Source organism: Sporosarcina luteola (genome assembly GCF_023715585.1).
In the GTDB taxonomy this organism is placed as follows: domain Bacteria; phylum Bacillota; class Bacilli; order Bacillales_A; family Planococcaceae; genus Sporosarcina; species Sporosarcina luteola_D.
The window spans coordinates 250,256-273,438 of the sequence record NZ_JAMBOK010000003.1; the positions used below are offsets into that span (position 1 = coordinate 250,256).

Below are 23,183 nucleotides of genomic sequence, written 5' to 3' on the forward strand. Positions count from 1 at the left end.
GAGCGTTTATGCGCTATTGAGAGCGGTTATGCGTGCTTTGCGCCATTTATGCGTCGGAAAATCGTATTATGAGCTTTTAGGACGTTTTATGCGTGTATCCGAGGATTTATGTGTACTTCTACGGTTTTATGAGCAAATGCATGATTTTATGCGTTAGTAGGATTTTATTTTGACAGAAGGTAAAGGTGTACAATATATGAGTTTATTGACAGTAAGTAATTTAAGTCACGGGTTCGGGGATCGAGCGATTTTCGACGATGTTTCGTTCCGTTTATTGCAAGGTGAGCATATTGGGCTCATCGGTGCGAACGGCGAGGGGAAATCGACGTTCATGAATATCATCACGCGGAAGATTGAGCCGGATGCGGGAACAGTCACTTGGGCGAAGCGGGTGCGGGTCGGTTATTTGGATCAGCATGTCGTGCTGCAGCAAGGGATGAGCATTCGTGATGTGCTCCGGACGGCGTTTCAATATCTTTATGATCTGGAAGCGGAAATGAATGTCCTTTTTGCGAAGATGGGCGAAGTCGATGCGGACGAGCTTGAGAAGCTGCTCGAGGAAACGGGGCAGATGCAAGATGAGCTGACAAATAACGACTTTTACATCATTGATTCGAAAGTGGATGAAGTGGCGAATGGACTTGGCTTGGATGAATTCGGGCTGGAACGGGATGTCCATGATCTGAGCGGTGGGCAGCGTACGAAAGTGTTGCTCGGCAAGCTGCTCCTGGAGAAGCCGGATATCCTGCTCCTTGACGAGCCGACAAACTTCTTGGACGTCGAGCATATCGAGTGGCTGCGCAATTATTTGCAGAACTATGAGAGTGCGTTCATCCTCATTTCACATGACGTTCCGTTCCTGAACAGCGTCATCAACCTGATCTATCACATGGAAAATCAGCAGATTACGCGGTACGCCGGGGACTATGACGAGTTCCTGCGTGTCCATGAAATGAAGAAGCAGCAAGTGGAAGCGGCTTTTAAAAAGCAGCAGAAGGAAATTGCTAACTTGAAGGATTTTGTTGCGCGCAATAAAGCGAATGCCGCAACGAGCCGGATGGCGATGTCCCGTCAGAAGAAGCTCGACAAGATGGACATCATTGAACTCGATGCAGAAAAGCCGAAGCCGCAATTCGATTTCAAGCTTGCCCGTACACCGGGACGTTATTTATTCGAAACGAAAGGCCTCGTTATCGGCTATGATGAGCCGCTGTCGAGGGAGCTCGATTTGACGATGGAGCGCGGACAGAAGATTGCGTTGTCAGGTGCGAATGGAATCGGGAAGACGACGCTATTGCGAAGCATCCTCGGTGAAATTCCATCGCTTGCAGGGTCAGTGGAATTAGGCGACCATCTGGAAATCGGCTATTTCGAGCAGGAGATGAAGACGGAATCAAATCGAACTTGTTTGGAAGAGGTGTGGGACGAATTCCCGCATTTCACCCAGTACGAAGTGCGTGCGGCGTTGGCGCGATGCGGTTTGACGACGAAGCATATCGAGAGCAAGGTGAAAGTCCTGAGCGGGGGAGAACGGGCGAAAGTGCGCCTTTGCAAGCTCATCAACCGGGAAACGAATCTGCTCGTCCTTGACGAACCGACGAATCACCTTGATGTCGATGCGAAGGCTGAGTTGAAGCGCGCTTTGAAAGAGTATAAGGGCAGTGTTCTACTCATTTCCCATGAGCCTGATTTCTATGAAGGCGTCGTGACAGATATATGGAACGGGGAAAATTGGACGACCAAAATGTTTTGATGTACTAAGCGCTAAACGTGAAAAAGCACCCGGACGAGTTCAAATCGTCCAGGTGCTTTTTTTCAACTGTATCCGTTGATCCGCGATTTGTTTTCTTGATTGATTTCCTCTTGCAAACCTTCTATTGCTTCTTTACGGCGCTCGTTCTTTTCTTTGATGGTAGCAAGCTCTGCGCCCTCTGCTGTTTTCGCCGCTTCGTTCGCCGCTTCCATATTGCTGATCGTCTTTTTCAACCGGTCGACATTATCGGCGGAATCATTCGGTAGTGGTCTAGGCATGGTTGTTCCTCCTTCTTTATTCAAACATAGTCTTTCCAAATGACTCATAATTATGTATGACCTGGCAATCTCGCATAATTGAAAAATGTCCTATATAATACCTCTAACAAAGAAAGGGGGCGAAAGTCGATGGAATTGGAGCAAATTATTCAATCACCCGAAGCGCAGCGAAAACTCTATAAACGCTCATTAATTGTTGTTATTATTTCACAGATTTTTGGCGGGGCGGGACTTGCGGCGGGAGTAACTGTCGGCGCGCTCATCGCCAAGGATATGCTTGGCAATGAAGGTTTTGCGGGTGTGCCCGCAGCATTATTCACGCTCGGTTCTGCGCTAGCTGCCTTTTTAGTCGGCCGCATTTCCCAGCGATCCGGTCGCAGGTATGGACTGTCGCTCGGCTTCATTGCCGGTGGAATTGGGGCAATCGGCGTAATCCTTGCCGCCGCTTATGACAATTTGTTCTTATTGTTCATATCATTATTCATTTATGGCGCGGGAACGTCGACGAATCTTCAGGCACGTTATGCTGGAACGGATTTGGCGGATGAAAAGCAGCGTGCGACGGCGATTAGCATCGCAATGGTTTCGACTACATTCGGCGCTGTGGCGGGCCCTAACTTGGTGGAGCCGATGGGGGAAATCGCGCTTGTCTTGGGCATTCCGGCTTTAGCGGGTCCATTCATTTTAGCGGCGGTCGCCTATTTACTTGCGGGCTTGACGTTCCTGATTTTTTTACGTCCTGATCCATTTCTGGTCGCAAAAGGGATTGCCGCAGAGCAAGAGAAGCATATAAAGCGGAAGTCGAAGGATGTAAATCATTTATTGCAAAGAACTTCAAATCGCGTCGGCGTTTTGGCAGGTGCGGCCGTGCTGATATTGTCCCATTTCGTCATGGTCGCCGTTATGACAATGACACCAGTTCATATGCAAAATCATGGAAGCGGTTTGTCAGCCGTTGGTATGATTATCGGTTTCCACATTGCGGCGATGTACTTGCCGTCCCTAGGAACCGGTGTATTGGTTGATAAGCTTGGACGGACGTTCATGGTAATCGCTTCAGGTGTCACGCTGTCGCTTGCCGGATTACTGGCCGCTTTTGCTCCGGGGGAATCCTTCTTTTGGCTTGCGATTGCACTCGTTTTGCTTGGGATCGGTTGGAACTTCGGTTTAATTAGTGGTACAGCGATCATTATCGATTCGACTGATATGAAAACCCGTGCTAAGACGCAAGGCACGGTAGACGTTTGGGTGGCACTTTCCGGCACTGCAGGCAGCTTGCTATCCGGCGTCATCGTCGCCTATTCAAGCTATGCCATCTTGGGCTTCGTAGGAATGTATTTATCATTGCTTCTCATTCCGCTTATTATTTGGGTCCATGTAAAAGGGAGAAACAAGAAAGTGGCGAAAGCCGTCACGTAGAACGGCTTTTGCGAGTAAAAGCGCAGCGTTACGAGTAGATAATTTTTAAGAGAATAAATGAGGTAGGCAACGGATTTAATTCGGTTGCCTGTCTTTTTTTTATTTCCGACCCCCACAAAACGACAAGTACCGTCGAATAACTATTATGTCCGACAAAAGGGCAAAAAATTGACGAGGTGATTTATTCATGAAAAACAGATGGAAAAAAACAGGTGCGGCATTACTTATCGCAGGATTGACAATTAGCGGGACAGGCTATGCGCTAGCGGATGAAAAAGCAGGTAAACTTATTGATCTGACACAACTTAACGAAGACGCTTCGACTGAAGCAGTGGAAGAGACTCCGGTAACTGTTGACAGCCCGGTTAAGGAAGTCGTTAATGAAGACGAAACAGACGTAGATGCTGATAAAGAAGCTGGCACAGAAACGGACGAAGAAACTGACAAAGAAGCTGGCACAGAAACGGACAAAGAAACTGACAAAGAAGCGGACGTTGATGCAGATAAGGAAGCCGGTAAAGAAGGCGAAGCAACTGAAACTGATGAAAACGAACTACCTGAAATTCCAGAAGGTTATACAGCAGGGAATCTTGCTGCCCTAGCAAAAGCGTATGAGCAAGCTGGAAATCCAACTGCAAAAGCGGCGATTAAACGCAATATGGAACGCGCCATCGCGAAATGGGAAAGCAAGCAGCCGGTAGTGGAAGCTCCTAAAGAAGAAGTGAAGGAAACAGCACCGGTAACTAAAGAAGCGCCTAAAGTTGAAGAACCTGCAAAAGAAAATCAAGTTACAGAAAAAGCACCGGTCCAAGAAGAGAAGCCTGCTAAAGTAAAAGTGAAAAATCCTCAAGCCGAATTGAATGCAGTGCATAAAGAGCAAAAAGAGACATTGAAAGCGGCTCAAAAAGCTGAACGCGAAACATTGAAGGAAGAGCGCAAAGCTGCAAAAGAACTTGAAAAACAAGAGAAAAAAGAGAAGAAAAACTAATTTACCATAGTTTACTGCTTCCTATTTTCCGTTGCACCTATTAGAATCATAGCAATCGGAATGGATGGGAACGGAGGGTTATACATGCTTTTGACCATCATACAAGGGATTTTCAACAAGAAGTCTGATACAGGATTGAAAGAGCTTGTATGGAAGGCGAAGACTGGCGATGAGAAGGTTATGAACGAACTTCTCATCGCATTTACTCCGTTTATGAAGAAAACGGCTTCTTTTGTATGTGATCGATTCATTGACGAAAGTGATGAGGAATTCAGTATTGCGATGGTCGGATTTCACGAGGCGGTTTTGATATACGATCCTGAAGAAAAGGCATCGCTTACGACTTTTGCTCACTTGATCATGAAGCGGAGGCTGATCGATCATATCCGAAAAGAAGCGGTGAGGAATGCGAAAGTCCTTCTATCCATAGACGATGATGGAAATGCCGCGGCACTTGAATACGACTTTGACCAATCATCGATCAGTACCTACTCGGAAGAGCGGCAAGCGGTAGAACGCCGGGAAGAGATAGCTGAATATAGCGGGTTGTTGGCGGAATATGGCTTATCATTTCGCGAGCTGGCTGCAGCATCGCCGAAACATGCTGATTCGCGAAAGACCGCATTTCAAATCGCCCAAATCATAGCGGAGACACCAGAGTTTTATGAGCATCTCACGGAAAGTAAAAGATTGCCAATCAAGCAGTTGGAACATATTGTTGAAGTTTCACGAAAAACGATTGAGCGACATCGGAAATACATCATTGCGGTTACGCTGCTGCTGAACCACAATTTTACATACTTAAAGGAATACGTCAAAGGGGAACTCATATGATGCGGACATATAGAGGCGTTGTTTGCGAAAAGAAAACTACATATATGGTGTTCCTGACGGAGAAAGGCGAATTTCTGCGCGGAGTTCCGGTCGGGAACCCCCCTGAAGTCGGGGAGGAAGCTGAGTTCACACTCGTTGCTCCTTCTATTATTGCCGGCGGAAAGGCAAAGCAACGGTTTGTCGGAGCCGTCCTGATCGCGGCGGCCGTTCTATTCTTCATGCTGTCCTCAGTAAACCCGTTGAATGAAAAAGTGATGGCGTACGTCCAACTGGATGCAGGCACAGCGATGGAGTTTGGAGTGAACCGGAGCGGAAATGTCGTTTCCTTGCGTTATTTGCAGGACAATTTGAATGAAGAGGATCACCTATCTGCATGGAAGGGTCAGCCCATCCAAGCCATATTGGACATGGCCATGATGGAATTAACGGGGAACGACGACAAGCAGGTAAGTATTACGACCATCTATTCAACCCGTGAAAGGGCAAAGCAGACCCGTCAGCTAATTGGTGACGCCTTGCAGGAAGTCCGCGGGAATCATGAAGAACTCACCTTGGATATTGCTGAAAGCACGCCTGAGGAAAGAAAAGTGGCGAATGAGAAGAATATGTCGATCCAACAGCTCAGGTCGATCGAAAGTAAAGAGAGAAAGCATCCTGAGAAGAATTCGGATCCGGTCGAGAAGAAACCTGCTCAGCCGCAAAAAGATGCTTTGCAAAAACCGAAGAAGGATACCGTTCCTTCTGTTCATTCGCAACAACATAAGACGGAGAAGGAACGTTCAAATAAATCTGGAGAACAGCAAGGTCCACCGGCGGAGAAATATGAAAATAAGCCGACGAAAGGACAAAGTGACAAGGTGCAGCCTCAAACAGACAAGAAGGGCCCGCCGCCTCACTCGTCATCGGGGAATAAGCATAATAATAACGATCAAGGTCCACCCGCCAAACAACAAAAAGAAAATCCGTCAAAAGAAAAGAAAGAGAATCCGCACAATAATAAATGAGGCTGCAGCAGATCATCAGTTCAGTACTGAGTATCTGCTGCAGCCTCTTCTTTTTTGTTAGTAAACAGTGGCTCGCGTCCAAAGCTAGCCTAACGTTAGGAGCACCGGTTCCGCCACCCTCCGCTTTTGTTATTACACTTCTTTCAAAATCGCTTCCACTGTCGATTCGACTTCCGCACGGTTCATCTTTTCCTGTCCGCCTTGCATCGCGCCGATCGTCCGCTTCGCAAGCGCAAGGGGGATCTTGCAGAACAGCAAGATGTTTTTATTGGAAATGGACTCGATATAAGCATCGGCCTTTTTCAAATTCGACTCCGCATACTCGAACAGGTCATGTCTGTCCCATCCTTCAGGAAGGAAACGGACGCCGCGCTCCGCATCTTCCTCTTGATTGCGCAGCATATTCACAGCCTGCAATCCGCGACCATACCCGATCGCCAAATCGCGATCGGTCTTTGTCCCGTCATACTGCTCCCAAATATCGGAAAGCATCACACCGACGAGACCTGCTACATAATATGTATAGTCGTCTAAATCCTCTTTCGTTTGAACAAGGAAATCCTTGCCGACCCATTTTGCCATGCCATCCGCCATGATGCTCGTCGACTCTTTCACTTTGGCGACGATACCTGAGGGACATACGGCGAGCCAGTCGCCAAGTCGCAATGTCACTTCCGGCAAGAGGTTTTCATATGGTTTGAGAAGAGCACGATACGCAGCGACGTCAAAAAAGTCGGTTTGCAGCAGCTTGCTCGTTGACTGCAACAGATGCTGTTTGCTCTGCGGATGGAGTTCTTCATGATCTTCTATTTCATCAATCGCCCGCATACATAAATAAGCAGAGCCTACTGTCTTCCGTAACGTGGGATTCAATAATTTAATTGGAATATAGAAGGTCCTGCTCGTCAGCTTCAGTACGTGCATCGCTTCTTTTTGCAGTTTCGCTTCGTTCATAATAGGGGTCCTCCTTCATTTCTTGAAGCAGTTCTTATTGCATATCATACACTATTTCTTGAAGCAGTTGCCAACCCTATCATTGCGGGATAAATAAAAAAAGAGAAACTTTTTCAAATTACCTATTGACACTGAATAATTGGAAATGGTATCCTCAGGAAGTAAGTTATTCTAATAATAGAGGAGGTACGGAAAATGAAAAACGCTGCACTTACTACACATAACTTCATACTTGATCCGTGCCTACCCAATCTCTCCTTCTAATTGAAGACAGACCGAGGAATGGCATGGTATGCCGTTCTTTTCTATGAGCACACGCTTATGCAAAAGGCGTGTGCTTTTTTGTGTCTTCATATGAAGGAAAATTCGGTGTTTTCACGCTTAGCGTGTGACATAAGGTGAACCTTCAATCAGTGGTGATTTTCCACTGATTGTTAGATGAACCAATCGGGCATTTACTGGCTGTTGATTCCCGACGTGGGAATCTTATAGCTAGTTAATGCGGGATATAAAATACTAAATGAAACGGAGTGTTCGCAATGATTAAAGCAGGACAGCAACGGAAAGTATTGATGGTGGAGTCTTTGGAAAGCGGGTAGCGATGATCCCTGCAAGTGAATTAATTCAACTAAAAAATAAAGGAGGAAAAGGCAAAATGAATATTCAAAACGTAAGACTTCAATGGAATGAACGAATAAATACGACAAAATTGACGGAGTGGGAATCTCCAAACTGTGTGGATGGTAATGGCGGCACGACAGGTGAGCGCCAATTGTAATCTCGTTTTCAGGTCCCTCTCCAAGAGGAGAATATATATGTATACAATTGACCGAGAAGTAGTTCAACGACATATGGAAGAGATGCGGCAGGAGATCGAACAGTTCCGCATGGAGCGAAAAGCGCTCAAGCGGAGAAGGAAAGAGCGGAAAAACGTTCCTTTCTGGATGATTTTCTTCAGCTTCTTCAATTAATAGATGGAACGTTCCTTGAGCAATCGGGGAACGTTCTTTTACTTTGAGCAGATGTAAAGAAAAAGTATCTTGAATGTGAGATAATTAAGGAGTCAACAATTGATGTCCCAGTTTCATAGGGGAATGCATACCTTTCAAGGGAGAGGCAATGCTAAGAAGACAATAGAGAAGGAGTCCAACAACATGGCTATTTCAGTAAAAGCAATTATCGGCAGTACAAGCTCGACTTCCTACAATTTGAAGGTGGTTGAGTATTTGAGGAAGAAATATGCGGGCAAACTCGATATCACGCCTGTATTCATTAATGATGTCGATATGTTTTCCATTGACAGAGAGAGCAATCCGTCAGAAAACGTTACAGATTTCCTGGATAACGTCCGGGATTCCGATGCGGTCCTATTTGCAGTTCCTGAATACAACTTCTCCATTCCAGGCGCAATGAAAAACGCTGTCGACTGGCTGTCGAGAAGCAATTTCGCAATTAAAGACAAGCCCGCTTTCATGATCGGTGCTTCAATGGGTGTGTTGGGAAGTGTCCGCGCTCAATTGCATTTGCGTGAGATTTTGACGAACCCGATGCTTTCACCTGCACTATTGCCGAACAATGAAGTGTACATCGGTTCCATCCATGAAAAAATGGATGAAACAGGTCAAATTACAGACCAAGCGACGATCGATTTCTTGGATACCGTCGTAAACAATTTCATCGCATTTTATTCGCAAAGAAAAGCATTAGCCGAAATTTCTAAATAAGAAGAGCCGTCTCGTTCACTGAGACGGCCTTTTTTTATTGCCTGACAGCTGTCGTCTCTGCGGCGATGGCAATGGCTTGCTTGAGGTCGGCAATTAAATCCGCAGCCTCTTCCAATCCTACAGAAAAGCGCAATAGCCTTCTATCTACACCACGTCTTTCCCGTTCTTCCTCGGGAATTTCCGAATGGGTCTGCGTCGTCGGATACGTGATTAAACTCTCCACGCCCCCGAGGCTTTCCGCAAACGTGATCAGCTTCAAGTTTTGCAGCAGCGGATCGACCCACTCGCTTTCCCGTACTCTAAATGAAATCATGCCGCCTTTGCCTGCATAGAGGACATCATCGACAAGCGGTTCATTTTCCAAATAGGCGACGAGCTCCTTGGCATTGGCATCATGCTGTTTCATCCGCACGTGCAAGGTTTTCAAACCGCGGATGACGAGCCAGGAGTCGAACGGGGAAAGCGTCGCGCCGATTGCGTTATGGTTTGCACCTAAACGGTTGCACAGCTCTTCTCCTTTCGCGACGACGAGACCGGCAAGCACATCATTATGGCCGCCGATATATTTCGTTGCGCTATGGATGACAATATCCGCCCCGAGCTCAATCGGACGTTGGTAGTATGGCGTCAAAAACGTATTGTCGACGATGACGAGCAAGTCGTGCTCTCTGGCAAGCTCCACATACTGTTCGATATCAATTTCCAGCATAAGCGGGTTCGTCGGCGTTTCGATGAAGATCGCTTTCGTGTTTTCGGTAATCAGCTTTTCTGTTTCCTCGACGTTTTCAAACGAGGAGTACGATGTCCGGATGTTATATAGATCTTGATATTGATCGAACAAGCGGAACGTCCCGCCGTATAAGTCGTCGGGAGCAATCAATTCATCCCCCGATTTGAACAGCGAAAGGACGAGCTGAATCGCTGCCATGCCTGAGCTGCACGCATAGCCGCGGTCGCCGTTTTCGAGATTGGCGATGCCTTCCTCGAGGATCGTTCGTGTCGGGTTTTTTGTCCGTGTATAATCGTAGCCAGTTGACAGCCCCAACCCGTCATGCTTGTACGCTGTTGAAAAATGAAGGGGAGGGTTGACTGCCCCGGTTCTCGGATCACTTTGGTTTCCTAGTTGCACCAATTTTGTGTTTATGCTCTGTTTTGTCAAGTTGCCCATCTCCTTTGTCTATAAAAAAAGGCCTCTCTACGTAAGAAGAGGGCCTCCAACATCGTTGAAATCAATCTTCTTATCTTCAAGGCGCAGTTCGCCTTTTGGAAGTAGCACCATACCAAATTCGGGCTGGTTGCTGAGACTTCATTGGGCCAATCCCTCCGTCTCTCGTGATAAGAATCAAAATATGTAATTATTAGAAAATAGATTTATCTAAAGTTATCATGCTTCCTGGAAGATTGCAAGAAGTTTCGGAAATGAATGTCCGTGCCCTTTTGCTATAATGGGGGCATGTTGAATAATGAGGAGGATTTCCATTGGCTTGGCTTTATGTATTATTGGCGGCGATCGTCGAGATCTTCTGGGTGATCGGGCTTCGGTATTCCGATTCGGCACTCGAGTGGGCAGGGACTGTCGTTGCAATTATCATCAGCTTCTATGCAATTATTAAAGCTTGCGAGACATTGCCATCCGGGACGGTATATGCAGTCTTCACCGGTTCCGGAGCGGCGGCGATCGTTCTTATCGACTTCCTGTTTTTCCATGCGGACTTTTCCATCGCAAAAGTGATCTTCATCGCGATTATCATCGTTGGGGTTATCGGGATAAAAATGACGACGACTGCATCCGGCGAAACAGCGGAAGGGGGCGGTTGAGATGGCGTGGATGTATTTAGTCATCGCGAGTTTGGGGGAGATTTTCGGCGTCATGGCCATCAATCTTTATTTGCAGAAAAGATCGTGGCCCCGCCTGCTGCTCATCGTCGGGACGTTTTCGGTCGGTTTTTTATTTCTTTCGCTCGCAATGCGCGACATTCCGATGGGGACGGCGTATGCGATTTGGACCGGACTCGGTGCGGCGGGTGCCGTCCTTATGGGCATCCTGTTTTTCAAGGAAGCAGCGGGATGGAAACGGGTGCTATTCCTTTGCTTGATCATCGGAGGGGCGGTCGGATTAAAGATATTTGGATAAAGGGGTGAGTGCCATGGCGAAACAATATGATTTTACGGAAGGACCGCTAGCCAAGCAGCTGATCTTCTATTCGGCCCCGATCATTCTCACAAATCTGTTGCAAGTGTCCTATCAATTCATCGACAGTCTTTGGGTCGGAAATCTTATCGGCGCCGATGCGCTCGGAGCAGTTGCAATTTCAGGTACGGTTGTATTCACCGTCCTTTCCTTCGTTATCGGGCTGAATAACGCGGCTCTGACAATCCTGTCCCAGCAGAAGGGGAGGGGAAGCGAGACGGGCTTGCGCAATTATTTGAACGCTTTCGTCGTCTTGTTGACGATCATGTCCGTTGTGTTAAGTTTTGCGGGCTTCTTTTTGGCGAAACCGATCTTGGCAATGCTCGGCACCCCCGATTCAATGATCGAAATGGCGACTTCTTATTTACGGGTTAACTTTTTCGGCATCCTGTTTCTGTTCGGATATAACTTCATCAACACAGTGTTCCGGTCTGTCGGCGATTCAAAGACGCCAATCTATTTCGTTTTGACGGCAGTCCTGCTGAACACGGTGCTTGATCCGATTTTCATCGCTGTCTTCGGATGGGGTGTCCAAGGGGCTGCGGTTGCGACGATCGTATCCCAAGGGGTTGCATTTGCGACTGGCGCAATTTATTCCGTTCGAAAAAAGCTCGTGCCGTTTACAAAGCCGCATCTGCCGGCTAAGCGGGAAGTGCTTGATATTCTGAAATTGGGGATACCGGCGGGCTTGCAAATGAGCGTCATTTCGGCAGGCGTCATGGCGATCATGAGTGTCGTCGCTTCTTTCGGACCTGCGGTTGTTGCGGGGTACGGGGCTGCGCAGCGGCTTGATAGTCTGATCATGCTGCCGGCGCAAGCGATCGGGACGGCAGTGAATAGTATGGCAGGACAAAATATCGGTGCGGGAAAGTGGAACCGTGTCCACAGGATTACGTTCATCGGCTTTCTTTATAATCTGGGCATTATGTTTGCCATCGCAGGAATTGTCTACGCTTTTGCGTGGGCCGGCATCCGTCTATTTATAACTGACGCGGAGGCTGTCCGTTTTGGTGCCGACTATTTAAAGATGATTGCATTTTTCTATCCTTTTTTAGGTATCAATTTCGTACTCAATGGCGCTGTCCGCGCATCGGGGGCGATGTTCCAAGTGCTTGTGCTCAATATCATCTCGTTTTGGATATTGCGTTACCCCGTTACTTACTTCCTGTCAGGTTTCATGGGAGATAAGGGGATTGCCGTCGGAATCGGTGTCAGTTTTGTCATCAGCAGCATCATCGCATTCCTCTATTACCGGTACGGAAAGTGGAAGCAAACCGACATTTTTGGAGAATGAGGAAATTTAAGTGCATGTTATTTATAATGAAAACAAGGGTAACTAGTGTATACTAAAACTATCAGAAGATGCGGAAGAAGGAGATTTGACATGACTTCGAAATATGCAGACGACAGTTTGGCACTACATACAGATCTTTATCAAATCAACATGATGGAAGCATATTGGGCGGATGGCATCCATGAACGGAAAGCGGTATTTGAGCTGTACTTCAGAAACTTGCCGTTCGGTAATGGCTATGCGATTTTTGCGGGACTTGAGCGGATCCTTGATTACTTAAAGGATTTCCATTTCAGTGAGAGCGACCTGACCTATTTACGGGAGGAACTCGGCTATAAGGAGGATTTCCTTTCCTATTTGAAAGATATCCGTTTTACTGGCGATGTTTATTCGATGAAGGAAGGGGAACTTGTATTTGCGAACGAACCGATCCTGCGAGTGGAATCGACATTGGCGGAAGCCCAGCTCATCGAGACGGCGCTGCTGAATATCGTCAACTTCCAGACGCTCATTGCGACAAAGGCGAGCCGCATCAAGCAGGTCGTCAAAGAGGAAGTCGTCATGGAATTCGGCAGCAGGCGGGCTCATGAAATGGATGCGGCGATCTGGGGCGCTCGTGCCGCTGTCATCGGCGGAGTGGAAGCGACTAGCAACGTCCGTGCCGGCAAACGCTTCGGCATTCCGGTTGCGGGTACGCATGCCCATTCATTGGTCCAAGCCTATCGGAGCGAATACGAAGCGTTCCACTCATACGCAAGACGGCATAAGGATTGTGTATTCCTCGTCGATACGTACAATACACTGAAAATCGGCATCCCGACGGCAATTCAGGTCGCGAAGGAGCTCGGTGATAAAATCAATTTCATCGGCATCCGCCTCGACAGCGGCGATATTGCATTCCTTTCGAAGGAAGCTCGGAAAATGCTCGATGCAGCCGGATTCCACGATGCGAAAATCGTCGTCTCAAATGATTTGGACGAGTACACGATCCTGAACTTGAAAGCGCAAGGGGCGAAAGTCGACGTATGGGGGATCGGCACGAAGCTGATCACCGCTTACGATCAACCGGCTCTTGGCGCGGTATATAAGATCGTTGCCATTGAGAATGAAAATGGTGAAATGGAAGATACGATCAAGATTTCATCCAATGTCGAGAAAGTGACGACGCCTGGCCAGAAGAAGCTCTATCGGATCATCGACAGGGAAAACGGCAAGGCGGAAGGCGATTACATCACGATGTACGACGAAGACCCGACAGTGGAAAAAAGGATTAAAATGTTCCACCCGGTTCACACATTCATTTCCAAATTCGTCACAAACTTCGATGCAGTGAATTTGCATACGCAAGTGATCGAAGGCGGAAGTGTGATTTACAAAAACCCTGCATTAAATGAGATGCGCCAGTTCGCTCACGATAATTTGGATTTGTTATGGGATGAATATAAACGTTCCTTGAACCCGGAGGAATACCCGGTCGACTTGAGTCAGAAATGTTGGGACAATAAAATGCGCAATATCCGTGAAGTGCAGGATCGAGTGGATGAGTTTTCAATGAGATGAGGAGGTGCGGAAAATGACTTTTCAAGAACAGGTCATTGCGGAGCTGAAAAGCATGCCGTCAATTGACCCGCAAGAGGAGATCCGCAAATCGATTGATTTCATGAAGGAATATGCAGTGAAGAATACATTCGTAAATGGTTTCGTTCTCGGTATATCGGGCGGGCAGGATTCATCGCTCGTCGGAAGGCTTGCGCAGATGGCTGTCGATGAGCTGAACGAAGAGAACGGTACGGACAGGTATAAGTTCATTGCCGTCAGGCTTCCGTACGGGAAGCAGTTCGATGAAGACGATGCGCAGGACGCCCTTGACTTCATTAATCCTTCCTTGCTGTATACCGTGGATATCAAAGGTGCGGTCGATGCGAGCGAACAGGCGCTGGCGAAGGCTGGGGTCGTCATTTCCGATTACACAAAAGGGAATGAAAAAGCCCGGGAGCGGATGAAAGTCCAATACTCCATCGCAGCGGCGCATAGCTGCGTCGTTCTAGGGACTGACCACGCCGCGGAAGCGTTGACCGGATTCTACACGAAATTCGGCGATGGCGCAGCCGATCTCATGCCGATCTACCGGTTGAATAAAAGGCAGGGCCGTGAGCTGATGAAGGCACTTGGCTCCCCGGTACATCTCTACGAGAAAGTGCCGACAGCAGATCTTGAAGACGACAAGCCTGCACTGCCTGACGAAGTTGCTCTTGGCGTCACGTACGAGGAGATCGATGACTTCCTGGAAGGGAAGAAAGTTTCAGATAAAGCACTGGAAACGATTAAAAAGCATTATACAAGATCGGCGCATAAGCGTCACATGCCGGTTACGATATTCGACGATTTTTGGAAATGAACATGAACCCGCCACCGAAGTAAATTTCGGTGGCGGGTTTTTGCTATGACCGGTTTTGCAAATTTTGTAAGCTGTTGTGAAGTGTACGGTTTTACGTTATTATGAAGTTACATTATGTAAATTTTCGGACATGTTATTGTAAAATGTTGGGCAGATTATAGAGAGAAGTTGGAATGGGAGGAAATAGAATGACTCATGCACAAGTTATCGACAAAGTTCTCGCGAATATTGATAAGGTGATGATCGGCAAACGGGATATCGCGGAGCTGAGCCTGACAGCGCTGCTGGCAGGCGGACATGTCCTGTTGGAAGATGTCCCCGGCGTCGGGAAGACGATGATGGTGAAAGCGCTCGCGAAATCGATCGGCGCCTCGTTTAAACGTATACAGTTTACACCGGATTTATTGCCATCGGACGTCCTTGGCGTCTCCATCTACAATCCGAGGGAAATGCAATTTGAATTCAGACCGGGACCAATTGTCGGAAACATCGTACTGGCCGATGAAATTAACCGGACGTCCCCGAAGACGCAAGCCGCCTTGCTCGAGAGCATGGAGGAATCATCCGTCACGGTGGACGGGGAAACGATCCGGATTCCCCAGCCGTTTTTCGTCATGGCGACCCAGAACCCGATCGAATATGAAGGGACGTATCCGTTGCCGGAAGCGCAATTGGATCGGTTCCTCTTCAAGCTGAAGATGGGGTACCCACAACGTGGTGAAGAAATTGAAGTGCTGTCCCGTGCGGAAAAGACAGTGCCGATCGACCATCTCGAAACCGTCCTCACAATTCAGGAATTGGCGGAGCTCCAACTTGCAGTGAAAGAAGTGAATGTCGATCATACGATTAAAACGTATATCGTCGATTGTGCATCAGAAACGCGCAATACTCCACACGTCTATCTAGGTGTCAGTCCGAGGGGATCGCTTGCGCTCATGAAATCTTGCCAAGCGTATGCGCTTATTAAAGGGCGGACATATGTAACGCCTGACGACGTAAAGTATTTGGCTCCTTTTGTGTTCGGCCATCGGATGATCCTCCGTTCGGAAGCGAAGTACGAAGGGATCACTTCGAATGAAATCGTCGACCGGATCCTCACTCGGGTGAGCGTGCCGATCGACCGGGTCGGTTTGAAATGAGAAAAGGGAAAGAATTGCTATCGGTGACAGGCCGCTTCGTTTTCATCGTCGGCCTTTTCTTTTCCGTCTACGTCTTCGCGATGTTCCAAGGTGGTAAAGTGAGCTGGACGATCTTTTACATGTTGACGCCCTTCCTCCTGTATTCAATCGCTCTCTTTGCCTACCCGATGAATACTATAAAAGCCGAGCGCATCATCCGGACAAAAACGATCGAGAGCGGGGGGAAGCTCGCGGTTACCGTGAGGCTTACGCGGACAGTCCCGTTCCCTTTGCTGTATACCGTCGCGATTGAAAAATGGGCGGATCCCGCCATGGTCAGAAGCGCGAAAGCCAACACGAAGCATATCTTCCTATTCGGCTTTAAAAAGAATGTGGAGTTCGCATATGAAGTCGACAAGCTTCCAAGAGGAGAGCATATTGTGGAAGGTCTCGAAATGGAAGTTTCCGATTTTTTCGGTTGGATTCAAAAACGTGTATTCATAGAATTGAAGGATGCAATCCTTGTTTATCCGAATACGACCGCCATTAGCTACGTGCCGATCAATGCCCAATATGACCGAGGATCCCTCATATCCCCATTTTCGCTTGTCAAGGATACGACGATGGCAACAGGGGTGAGGGATTATCAAGCGGGCGACCGGGTCACATGGATCCATTGGAAGTCCTTCGCGCGTACGCAAAATCTGATGACGAAGGAATTCGAAGATCGGCAGTCCGAAGATATAATTGTGCTGCTTGACGGCAGGGAGTCGAATCTGTTCGAAGAGAAGGTTGAACTTGCGGCTTCCATTGTCGAGGAGGCTGGGAACCATCAGGCGAATATCGCTTTCGTTTCCGCGGGGGCCGAGACAAAAGCGTTTCCATTCATCCATTCAGCGGATCAACTGCGCGAAGTATTTGTTCATTTAGCTAAAATAAAGCCAACTGCAACGGAAGACGTTCAACCGGTGGCGGCGTCACTGCCAGGGGTGGCCGGCAGCGTCGTCTTGGTGACGGCCGATCCCGACTGGCTGTTCATCCAATCGATGATGGCTCTAGTGAAAAATACGAAATCGGTTATCTGTTTCGTCATCGTTGACGGGGAAAATGCATTGCATCATCAGCTTCAAGAGCAGATTAAATTTGCTAAAGCAAAAGGGATCACCATGCATGCGCTTAGCAGAAAGCAATTTTCGGAAGCCTTTAAGGAGGTGGCCAGTTAATGAAGGAAGTAAGGACGGATATGCGTTTCCTTATACTCATGTATGCGCTGGCCTTCATCCTGCTCTGGGAATGGCTCTTGCCTGTCATTGAATTGACCGACACGGAATATATAACGGTCTTCCTTTTCTTCATCGGTATATCCTTCATTTTCGGTCTGTTGAGGATGAAATGGTGGCTGTCGATTCCGTTGAAACTCATTTATCTTTTTTGGTCGCTCCATTATGTGTTCTTTGAGACTGTCATTCTGTCGAGAGAAACAGTTTCATTGCTCATTACGGATCTGTTGTCGAATATCGGCATTATCGCCGCTTGGAATTGGGATGGCATTACGAATCCGTTCCGGACAGTCCTCTTTTTTGTCTTGTTATGGATGACGATCTACTTGATCCGCCATTGGATTGAAGTGCGGAAAAGCATCCTCTTATTCTACGCACTGACGGTCATCTTCATCGCAATATTGGATACCTTCAGCTCCTATTCGGCGGAAGGCGCCATTTTCAGAATTATGGTTTCAGGCCTTTTATTAATAGGGTTGTTGACGATTTCCCGCATTTCCGATAAGCATGGACGGAAAATAGGGACGGGGATGTTCGCTGCTTTTTCCCTCCCTTTGCTATTCGCTGTCGTTTGCAGCAGTGCATTCGCGAGCATTATGCCAGATCGGGGACCTGCCTGGGACGACCCAATCCCCTTCTTGAAGTCGGTTGTCCAAGGAGAAGGAATCGGCAGCGGCAGTTTCGTAGCGAAAAGCGGTTATGATACAGATGATTCGAAGCTGGGAGGCGCTTTCTCGCAAGATAGCACCGTCGTATTCAGTGCGACCGTTCCAAAGAAGCAATATTGGAAGATCGAGACGAAAAACACGTATACGTCAAAGGGATGGGAACAACGGTCTGAAGAGGCAATACCTGTCAATATCGAACCGGGATCATTGCTTGCCTTTTCGGGTGCGGATAACCTGCTTGAGGAGGATAAATTCCTTCATGCGGAAATCAATATGAAGGAACAATTACCTTTTCTAGTCTATCCATACGGTACATCCAAAATTCATACGAGGACGGACGTCGTCTTGCAGAACCAGGAGGATAATGGGCGTTTTTGGGTGTTGAAAGACGGGGAAGAGGCGGAGCTCGATTCTTTCGGCATCGATCTTATCGAGCGGAATTACAGCTTAAAAGCGCTTCGTGCAACCTCAATGGATGATTATGCGCTCGAATCCATGGATTTCTCCGAGTATTTGCAGCTTCCTGAGCAATTGCCTGCCCGCGTACGCGAGTTGGCGCTGACGATTACCGGGAAAGAGGAGAGCGTATACGAGAAAGCGAAATCAATCGAACGCTATTTCGCAAGGAACGGATTCATGTACGACCAGCAGAATGTGGCAGTACCTAGAGGGGCTGAGGACTATGTGGATCAATTCCTATTCGATACAAAACGCGGCTATTGCGATAACTTTTCAACGTCCATGGTTGTCATGCTGCGCGCATCCGACATCCCTGCACGCTGGGTGAAGGGCTTCGCGCCAGGCGAAGGGAAAACGAATTCAGAAGGCAAGATGGAGTATCAAGTGACGAACAATGAAGCGCATTCATGGGTGGAAGCTTATATTCCGGGATTCGGATGGATGCCTTTCGAACCGACAATCGGATTTTCGAATATGACCGGCATCGAATACGATCTTGAATTGGATATGAGCGATCCGGAAGCGCCTGACATGGAAGAGCGTGAGAAGCCCGAAACTAATAAGGAAACGCCTGTTAAAAAGGATGAAGATAATGGAGTTCTCGCCTTCTTCAACAAAATGGATAAATTCCTGCGTGAAAATGCGTGGATCGGCATTGCCGTGCTTGCCGTAATTGTATTTATTGCATGGCAGGTGTATAAGCATCGGGGGAAATGGATTCCTAAGCTGCTCATAAACGCTTACCGGAAAAGGCAAGCGGATTGGGTAACGTACACGAAACAATATAAGGGCCTCTTGAAACAGTTGGACCGGTTCGGATTTAAACGGACGGACAGCATGACGTTATCCGAATATGCGAAAACGGTCGATACGCACTTCGGCGGCCGCCGGATGAAAATGCTTACCGAGGCGTATGAACGGGGCCTCTATGGCGGATATACGAGACATGACGACTGGGCAGGTTTGCAGGAAATATGGGAAGATTTAATCAATAGGGCTTCCTGTTGATTTTTGCAAGTCGGAGGCGTAAGATTAAAAAAAAGAACAACCGATATGCCCTCATATAAATCCGATAATATGGTTCGGATGTTTCTACTAAGCCACCGTGAATGGCTTGTCTATGAAGGCAGGACAGTTATGTCTGTTTCTGCCTGCAGTAGAACGTTGAGACGCGTGGAAAGAAGGACTTTCTTACGCGTCTTTACTTATTTAGCGGCAACGGAAACTAATTGGAAGAGGTGGATCAATTGTCGACGGCTCCTTTATTGATCGAACAGGAAAAGATTGTAGTACTGAATTACGGTAACGCATATAACCAACTGATCACCCGCACAATCCGTGAGTTGGGGGTTTACAGTGAATTGCATCCGCATACGATTACAGCGGAGGAAATCAAAAATATGCAGGCTGTCGGAGTCATCCTTTCCGGCGGGTCAAAGGAATTTGACTACGGAATCGACGCTGGCATATTTGATCTCGGCATCCCTGTACTTGGAATCTCTTCCGGTGCAGAACTGATCGCCAAGCAATTCGGCGGAAAAACGGTAGTTGAAGAATCCACAGACGTACAGGAAGTCAATGTGACTCCTGCTTCTAAACTGTTTTCGGGACTTGCAGGAAAGCAATCCATCTTAATGGGCAGAGGAAATGCGGTGTCTGAATTGCCGACGGGCTTTACAGCAATCGCGACAGGCCCTGACGGCGGAACGGTCGCTTTTGCGAACGAAGAAAAACACCTTTATGGCGTCGTGTTCCATCCTGAAGCCCCGCAATCTACTGAAGGTAAGGAAATCCTAAGCCAGTTTGTTTTTGCCGTTTGCGGAGCACAGAAAAGCTGGACGATGAAAGGTTTCATCGACATCGAAGTTGAAAAGATCCGGTCGCAAGTCGGCGATCGGAAAGTCCTTTGTGCACTAAGCGGCGGCGTCGATTCATCTGTCGTGGCAACGTTGATTCACCGCGCGATCGGCGACCAGCTTACTTGCATTTTTGTCGACCACGGCCTTCTTCGCAAAGGTGAAGTGGAAAGCGTCGTCGACACATTCAGCAATCAATTCCATATGAACTTCATTAAAGTCGATGCCCGCAAACGTTTCTTGGACAAGTTGAAAGGCGTCACTGATCCCGAAGAGAAACGGAAGGTGATCGGCAATGAATTCATTTACGTATTCGATGAAGAATCCGCTAAGCTTGAAGGCATCGACTTCCTTGCGCAAGGTACGATCTACGCGGACATCATTGAAAGCGGAACGGCGACGGATGAAGTGATCAAATCACACCATAACGTCGGCGGCCTGCCGGAAGACATGGAGTTCGAATTGATCGAGCCGTTGAAAGCATTGTTCAAAGACGAAGTGCGCGCAGTGGGTGCAGAGCTCGGTTTGCCTGCTGACATCGTGCAACGCCAGCCGTTCCCTGGACCAGGCCTCGGCGTTCGGGTACTCGGAGAAATTACGGAAGAGAAGCTTGAAATCGTCCGTGATGCAGACTGGATCCTTCGTGACGAAATAGCGAAAGCGGGACTTGATCGGGATATTTGGCAATACTTCGCAGTCCTTCCGAATATCCGCAGCGTCGGAAAGAGGAACGAAAAACGCTCCTATGACCACGCAATCGGCATTCGTGCTGTTCATTCGGTGGACGGCATGACAGCGGACTGGGCGCGTATCCCTTGGGACGTCCTCGAGAAGATCAGTACACGCATCACATCGGAAGTCGACCAAGTGAATCGCGTCGTCTACGATATTACTGCCAAACCACCGGGCACAATCGAGTGGGAATAAACAAAACTGAATAATTGCATCGTATATCTTTGGGGATATGGCCCAAACGTCTCTACCGGAACGCCGTAAATGTTCTGACTACGATGATTGAATTAAAGGCGAAAATCGTTTTAATTTGATTGTCATGGGGAAGTATACGTGTAACTATCGTATACTTCCTTTTTTTGGTTTTGATTATCAATAGATTTCCGACCTGACGACAACAGACCCTCGACTTCATTCTAAATTTACATAAAAGGACGGTTATCATGAAGAAATACTTTGAGTTTGATAAGCTTGGAACGAATTACCGGAGGGAAATCATCGGAGGACTCACGACTTTCCTAGCAATGGCATATATTTTAGCGGTCAATCCGCTCATGCTTTCATTGGAAGGGATACCTGACCTTCCCGATGCGATGCGCATGGATAAAGGCGCCGTTTTCGTAGCAACCGCATTAGCAGCGGCAGTCGGTTCATTATTCATGGGGATAATTGCAAAATACCCGATCGGCTTAGCTCCAGGCATGGGTTTGAACGCATTCTTCGCGTTTACAGTTGTGCTCACTTACGGAATCCCGTGGCAGACTGCATTGACAGGCGTTTTATTCTCTGGACTGATCTTTATTATTCTATCGTTATCAGGCTTGCGTGAAGCGATCATTAATGCCATACCATCACAGTTAAAATATGCAGTCGGTGCAGGTATCGGCCTCTTCATCACCTTCCTCGGCTTCCAAAACGCAAATATCATCGTTGCGGATCCGAACACACTTGTGACACTCGGCGATTTGTCAGCGGGACCTACGCTGCTCGCTATCTTCGGCTTAGTCATTACTGTCATCATGATGGTGCGTCAAATTAAGGGCGCCATCTTCTACGGCATGATTTTGACGACGATTCTAGGAATGATCGTCAGCTTAATTGATATCCCGACGAAAGTGGTCGACAAAGTGCCATCCGTCGCTCCGACATTCGGCGCTGCATTCGAAGCAATCTTCAACGATCCCGCTTCATTGATGACAACTCAATTCCTTGTCATTGTCATTACATTCCTCTTCGTCGACTTTTTCGATACGGCGGGTACGCTTGTTGCGGTGGCCACTCAAGCAGGTTTGATGAAGGACGAAAAATTGCCGCGCGCCGGCAAGGCATTGCTTGCAGATTCAATGGCTACAGTGACGGGCTCTATTTTCGGAACGTCCACGACAACTTCCTATATAGAGTCGACTGCAGGTGTTGCAGCGGGAGCCAAAACTGGTTTTGCTTCTATTGTAACGGGAACGCTCTTCCTGTTGGCATTGTTCTTCTCTCCATTATTGTTCGTCATCACCCCGGAAGTGACAGCGCCCGCGCTTATCATTGTAGGTGTGCTGATGGTATCGACACTAGGGAATATCGAATGGTCGAAATTTGAAATCGCCGTACCGGCATTCTTTACAATTATTACGATGCCATTGACTTACAGCATCGCAACGGGAATCGCAATCGGCTTCGTCTTCTATCCGATCACGATGCTGCTAGCCGGCAGAAGGAAAGAGATTCATCCGATCATGTACGGGCTTTTCATCATCTTCATCATGTATTTCATTTTTATTAAATGAAGTAAGTGAATACATTCTAATTTAAGTGGGACGGCTCGTATGAGGCCGTTCTTTTTTTATACTATTGAATGAATAAGGATATAGGTTGTCTTTAAAATCCCTAGTGTAAATGAAGTTGTTAGTTTTGTTGATGTAACGTGCATTTCTATAGAGGAAATCAAGGATATGAAAATTATTCATTAAAACTGTTGACACTTTAAATTTCATTTGGTATAGTAATAAAGCAGTCGAGAGAACGACATTAACCGACAGCAAAATACATGAACCTTGAAAACTGAACAGCAAAACGTCAACAAATAAAGTTCTGGAGCCGACTCTGTCGGTGAATAGAACAAACGAATCTTCGGATTCAAATTGACATCTTAATTGATGCCAGCAAGAAACTCGAGCTACTCGAATTTCTCTATTATGGAGAGTTTGATCCTGGCTCAGGACGAACGCTGGCGGCGTGCCTA

Annotated in this window: 21 protein-coding genes and 3 riboswitches; of the genes, 18 read left to right on the top strand and 3 right to left on the bottom strand. The window is 47.5% G+C overall.

Annotated elements, in window-relative coordinates; genetic code table 11:
- Positions 1-196: 196 nt before the first annotated feature.
- Entirely contained in the window at positions 197-1,753 is a 1,557-nt protein-coding gene (locus M3193_RS14040) for an ABC-F family ATP-binding cassette domain-containing protein (RefSeq protein WP_251628963.1), read from the top strand.
- 62 nt (positions 1,754-1,815) lie between these two features.
- Here M3193_RS14040 and M3193_RS14045 read toward each other — a convergent pair whose 3' ends face one another.
- Entirely contained in the window at positions 1,816-2,031 is a 216-nt protein-coding gene (locus M3193_RS14045) for a small, acid-soluble spore protein tlp (RefSeq protein WP_251628889.1), read from the bottom strand.
- Between the two features lie 129 nt (positions 2,032-2,160).
- On the opposite strand from M3193_RS14045, the gene M3193_RS14050 reads away from it, so the two are divergent.
- From M3193_RS14050 to M3193_RS14065, 4 genes are all read left to right on the top strand, one after another.
- The gene (locus tag M3193_RS14050; RefSeq protein ID WP_251628891.1) at positions 2,161-3,450 is read left to right on the top strand and encodes an MFS transporter; all 1,290 of its coding nucleotides are present in this window, start codon (positions 2,161-2,163) and stop codon (positions 3,448-3,450) included.
- A 187-nt stretch (positions 3,451-3,637) separates the two neighbouring features.
- Complete coding sequence (locus tag M3193_RS14055) at positions 3,638-4,438, top strand: MSCRAMM family adhesin SdrC (RefSeq protein WP_251628893.1); 801 nt, start codon at positions 3,638-3,640, stop codon at positions 4,436-4,438.
- Between the two features lie 84 nt (positions 4,439-4,522).
- On the top strand, positions 4,523-5,272 hold the full coding sequence (gene sigI / locus M3193_RS14060; RefSeq protein ID WP_251628895.1) for an RNA polymerase sigma-I factor: 750 nt from the start codon (positions 4,523-4,525) through the stop codon (positions 5,270-5,272).
- On the top strand, positions 5,269-6,276 hold the full coding sequence (locus M3193_RS14065) for an anti-sigma factor domain-containing protein (RefSeq protein ID WP_251628897.1): 1,008 nt from the start codon (positions 5,269-5,271) through the stop codon (positions 6,274-6,276). The genes sigI and M3193_RS14065 overlap by 4 nt, the downstream gene beginning before the upstream one ends.
- A gap of 132 nt (positions 6,277-6,408) precedes the next feature.
- Here the strand turns inward: M3193_RS14065 and M3193_RS14070 are convergent, their stop codons facing one another.
- Positions 6,409-7,233 carry a squalene/phytoene synthase family protein gene (locus M3193_RS14070; protein ID WP_251628965.1) on the bottom strand — a complete coding sequence of 275 codons (825 nt, stop codon included), beginning with the start codon at positions 7,231-7,233 and terminating at the stop codon, positions 6,409-6,411.
- A gap of 652 nt (positions 7,234-7,885) precedes the next feature.
- Between M3193_RS14070 and M3193_RS16750 the strand changes: the two genes are divergently transcribed.
- From M3193_RS16750 to M3193_RS14080, 3 genes are all read left to right on the top strand, one after another.
- Positions 7,886-8,008, top strand: a complete 123-nt coding sequence (locus M3193_RS16750) for a hypothetical protein (RefSeq protein ID WP_285852003.1) — start codon at positions 7,886-7,888, stop codon at positions 8,006-8,008.
- A gap of 37 nt (positions 8,009-8,045) precedes the next feature.
- Positions 8,046-8,201, top strand: a complete 156-nt coding sequence (locus M3193_RS14075) for a hypothetical protein (protein WP_251628899.1) — start codon at positions 8,046-8,048, stop codon at positions 8,199-8,201.
- Between the two features lie 183 nt (positions 8,202-8,384).
- On the top strand, positions 8,385-8,954 hold the full coding sequence (locus M3193_RS14080) for an NADPH-dependent FMN reductase (RefSeq protein ID WP_251628902.1): 570 nt from the start codon (positions 8,385-8,387) through the stop codon (positions 8,952-8,954).
- Between the two features lie 34 nt (positions 8,955-8,988).
- Here the strand turns inward: M3193_RS14080 and M3193_RS14085 are convergent, their stop codons facing one another.
- On the bottom strand, positions 8,989-10,113 hold the full coding sequence (locus M3193_RS14085) for a methionine biosynthesis PLP-dependent protein (RefSeq protein WP_251628904.1): 1,125 nt from the start codon (positions 10,111-10,113) through the stop codon (positions 8,989-8,991).
- Between the two features lie 76 nt (positions 10,114-10,189).
- Positions 10,190-10,296, bottom strand: a riboswitch (SAM riboswitch).
- A gap of 137 nt (positions 10,297-10,433) precedes the next feature.
- Between M3193_RS14085 and M3193_RS14090 the strand changes: the two genes are divergently transcribed.
- From M3193_RS14090 to M3193_RS14135, 10 genes are all read left to right on the top strand, one after another.
- Complete coding sequence (locus tag M3193_RS14090) at positions 10,434-10,772, top strand: DMT family transporter (RefSeq protein WP_251628906.1); 339 nt, start codon at positions 10,434-10,436, stop codon at positions 10,770-10,772.
- A 1-nt stretch (position 10,773) separates the two neighbouring features.
- Positions 10,774-11,088: a DMT family transporter gene (locus M3193_RS14095; RefSeq protein WP_251628908.1), complete on the top strand. Its 315-nt coding sequence runs from the start codon at positions 10,774-10,776 to the stop codon at positions 11,086-11,088.
- A 13-nt stretch (positions 11,089-11,101) separates the two neighbouring features.
- Entirely contained in the window at positions 11,102-12,439 is a 1,338-nt protein-coding gene (locus tag M3193_RS14100) for an MATE family efflux transporter (protein WP_251628910.1), read from the top strand.
- Between the two features lie 90 nt (positions 12,440-12,529).
- On the top strand, positions 12,530-13,999 hold the full coding sequence (locus M3193_RS14105) for a nicotinate phosphoribosyltransferase (RefSeq protein ID WP_251628912.1): 1,470 nt from the start codon (positions 12,530-12,532) through the stop codon (positions 13,997-13,999).
- Between the two features lie 13 nt (positions 14,000-14,012).
- Entirely contained in the window at positions 14,013-14,837 is an 825-nt protein-coding gene (gene nadE, locus M3193_RS14110; RefSeq protein ID WP_251628921.1) for an ammonia-dependent NAD(+) synthetase, read from the top strand.
- 188 nt (positions 14,838-15,025) lie between these two features.
- Complete coding sequence (locus tag M3193_RS14115) at positions 15,026-15,976, top strand: AAA family ATPase (protein ID WP_251628929.1); 951 nt, start codon at positions 15,026-15,028, stop codon at positions 15,974-15,976.
- Positions 15,973-17,178, top strand: coding sequence for a DUF58 domain-containing protein (locus M3193_RS14120; RefSeq protein ID WP_251628931.1), 1,206 nt, complete (start codon positions 15,973-15,975; stop codon positions 17,176-17,178). The genes M3193_RS14115 and M3193_RS14120 overlap by 4 nt, the downstream gene beginning before the upstream one ends.
- Positions 17,178-19,370: a transglutaminaseTgpA domain-containing protein gene (locus tag M3193_RS14125; protein ID WP_251628933.1), complete on the top strand. Its 2,193-nt coding sequence runs from the start codon at positions 17,178-17,180 to the stop codon at positions 19,368-19,370. Before M3193_RS14120 ends, M3193_RS14125 begins: the two co-directional genes overlap by 1 nt.
- Positions 19,371-19,401: 31 nt before the next feature.
- Positions 19,402-19,503, top strand: a riboswitch (purine riboswitch).
- 106 nt (positions 19,504-19,609) lie between these two features.
- Positions 19,610-21,145, top strand: a complete 1,536-nt coding sequence (gene guaA, locus M3193_RS14130; RefSeq protein WP_251628936.1) for a glutamine-hydrolyzing GMP synthase — start codon at positions 19,610-19,612, stop codon at positions 21,143-21,145.
- A riboswitch (purine riboswitch) is annotated at positions 21,145-21,246 on the top strand. Its footprint overlaps the gene before it by 1 nt.
- A 147-nt stretch (positions 21,247-21,393) precedes the next feature.
- Entirely contained in the window at positions 21,394-22,728 is a 1,335-nt protein-coding gene (locus M3193_RS14135) for an NCS2 family permease (protein ID WP_251628938.1), read from the top strand.
- The last annotated feature ends 455 nt before the right edge of the window (positions 22,729-23,183 follow it).

Coding starts and splice junctions, on each gene's coding strand:
- M3193_RS14055 (WP_251628893.1), top strand. CDS start 3,638: ATGAAAAACAGATGGAAAAAAACAGGTGCGGCATTACTTATCGCAGGA.
- M3193_RS14045 (WP_251628889.1), bottom strand. CDS start 2,031: ATGCCTAGACCACTACCGAATGATTCCGCCGATAATGTCGACCGGTTG.
- M3193_RS14125 (WP_251628933.1), top strand. CDS start 17,178: ATGAAGGAAGTAAGGACGGATATGCGTTTCCTTATACTCATGTATGCG.
- M3193_RS14040 (WP_251628963.1), top strand. CDS start 197: ATGAGTTTATTGACAGTAAGTAATTTAAGTCACGGGTTCGGGGATCGA.
- M3193_RS14115 (WP_251628929.1), top strand. CDS start 15,026: ATGACTCATGCACAAGTTATCGACAAAGTTCTCGCGAATATTGATAAG.
- M3193_RS16750 (WP_285852003.1), top strand. CDS start 7,886: ATGAATATTCAAAACGTAAGACTTCAATGGAATGAACGAATAAATACG.
- M3193_RS14050 (WP_251628891.1), top strand. CDS start 2,161: ATGGAATTGGAGCAAATTATTCAATCACCCGAAGCGCAGCGAAAACTC.
- nadE (WP_251628921.1), top strand. CDS start 14,013: ATGACTTTTCAAGAACAGGTCATTGCGGAGCTGAAAAGCATGCCGTCA.
- M3193_RS14120 (WP_251628931.1), top strand. CDS start 15,973: ATGAGAAAAGGGAAAGAATTGCTATCGGTGACAGGCCGCTTCGTTTTC.
- M3193_RS14075 (WP_251628899.1), top strand. CDS start 8,046: ATGTATACAATTGACCGAGAAGTAGTTCAACGACATATGGAAGAGATG.
- M3193_RS14095 (WP_251628908.1), top strand. CDS start 10,774: ATGGCGTGGATGTATTTAGTCATCGCGAGTTTGGGGGAGATTTTCGGC.
- M3193_RS14135 (WP_251628938.1), top strand. CDS start 21,394: ATGAAGAAATACTTTGAGTTTGATAAGCTTGGAACGAATTACCGGAGG.
- M3193_RS14100 (WP_251628910.1), top strand. CDS start 11,102: ATGGCGAAACAATATGATTTTACGGAAGGACCGCTAGCCAAGCAGCTG.
- M3193_RS14080 (WP_251628902.1), top strand. CDS start 8,385: ATGGCTATTTCAGTAAAAGCAATTATCGGCAGTACAAGCTCGACTTCC.
- M3193_RS14105 (WP_251628912.1), top strand. CDS start 12,530: ATGACTTCGAAATATGCAGACGACAGTTTGGCACTACATACAGATCTT.
- sigI (WP_251628895.1), top strand. CDS start 4,523: ATGCTTTTGACCATCATACAAGGGATTTTCAACAAGAAGTCTGATACA.
- M3193_RS14065 (WP_251628897.1), top strand. CDS start 5,269: ATGATGCGGACATATAGAGGCGTTGTTTGCGAAAAGAAAACTACATAT.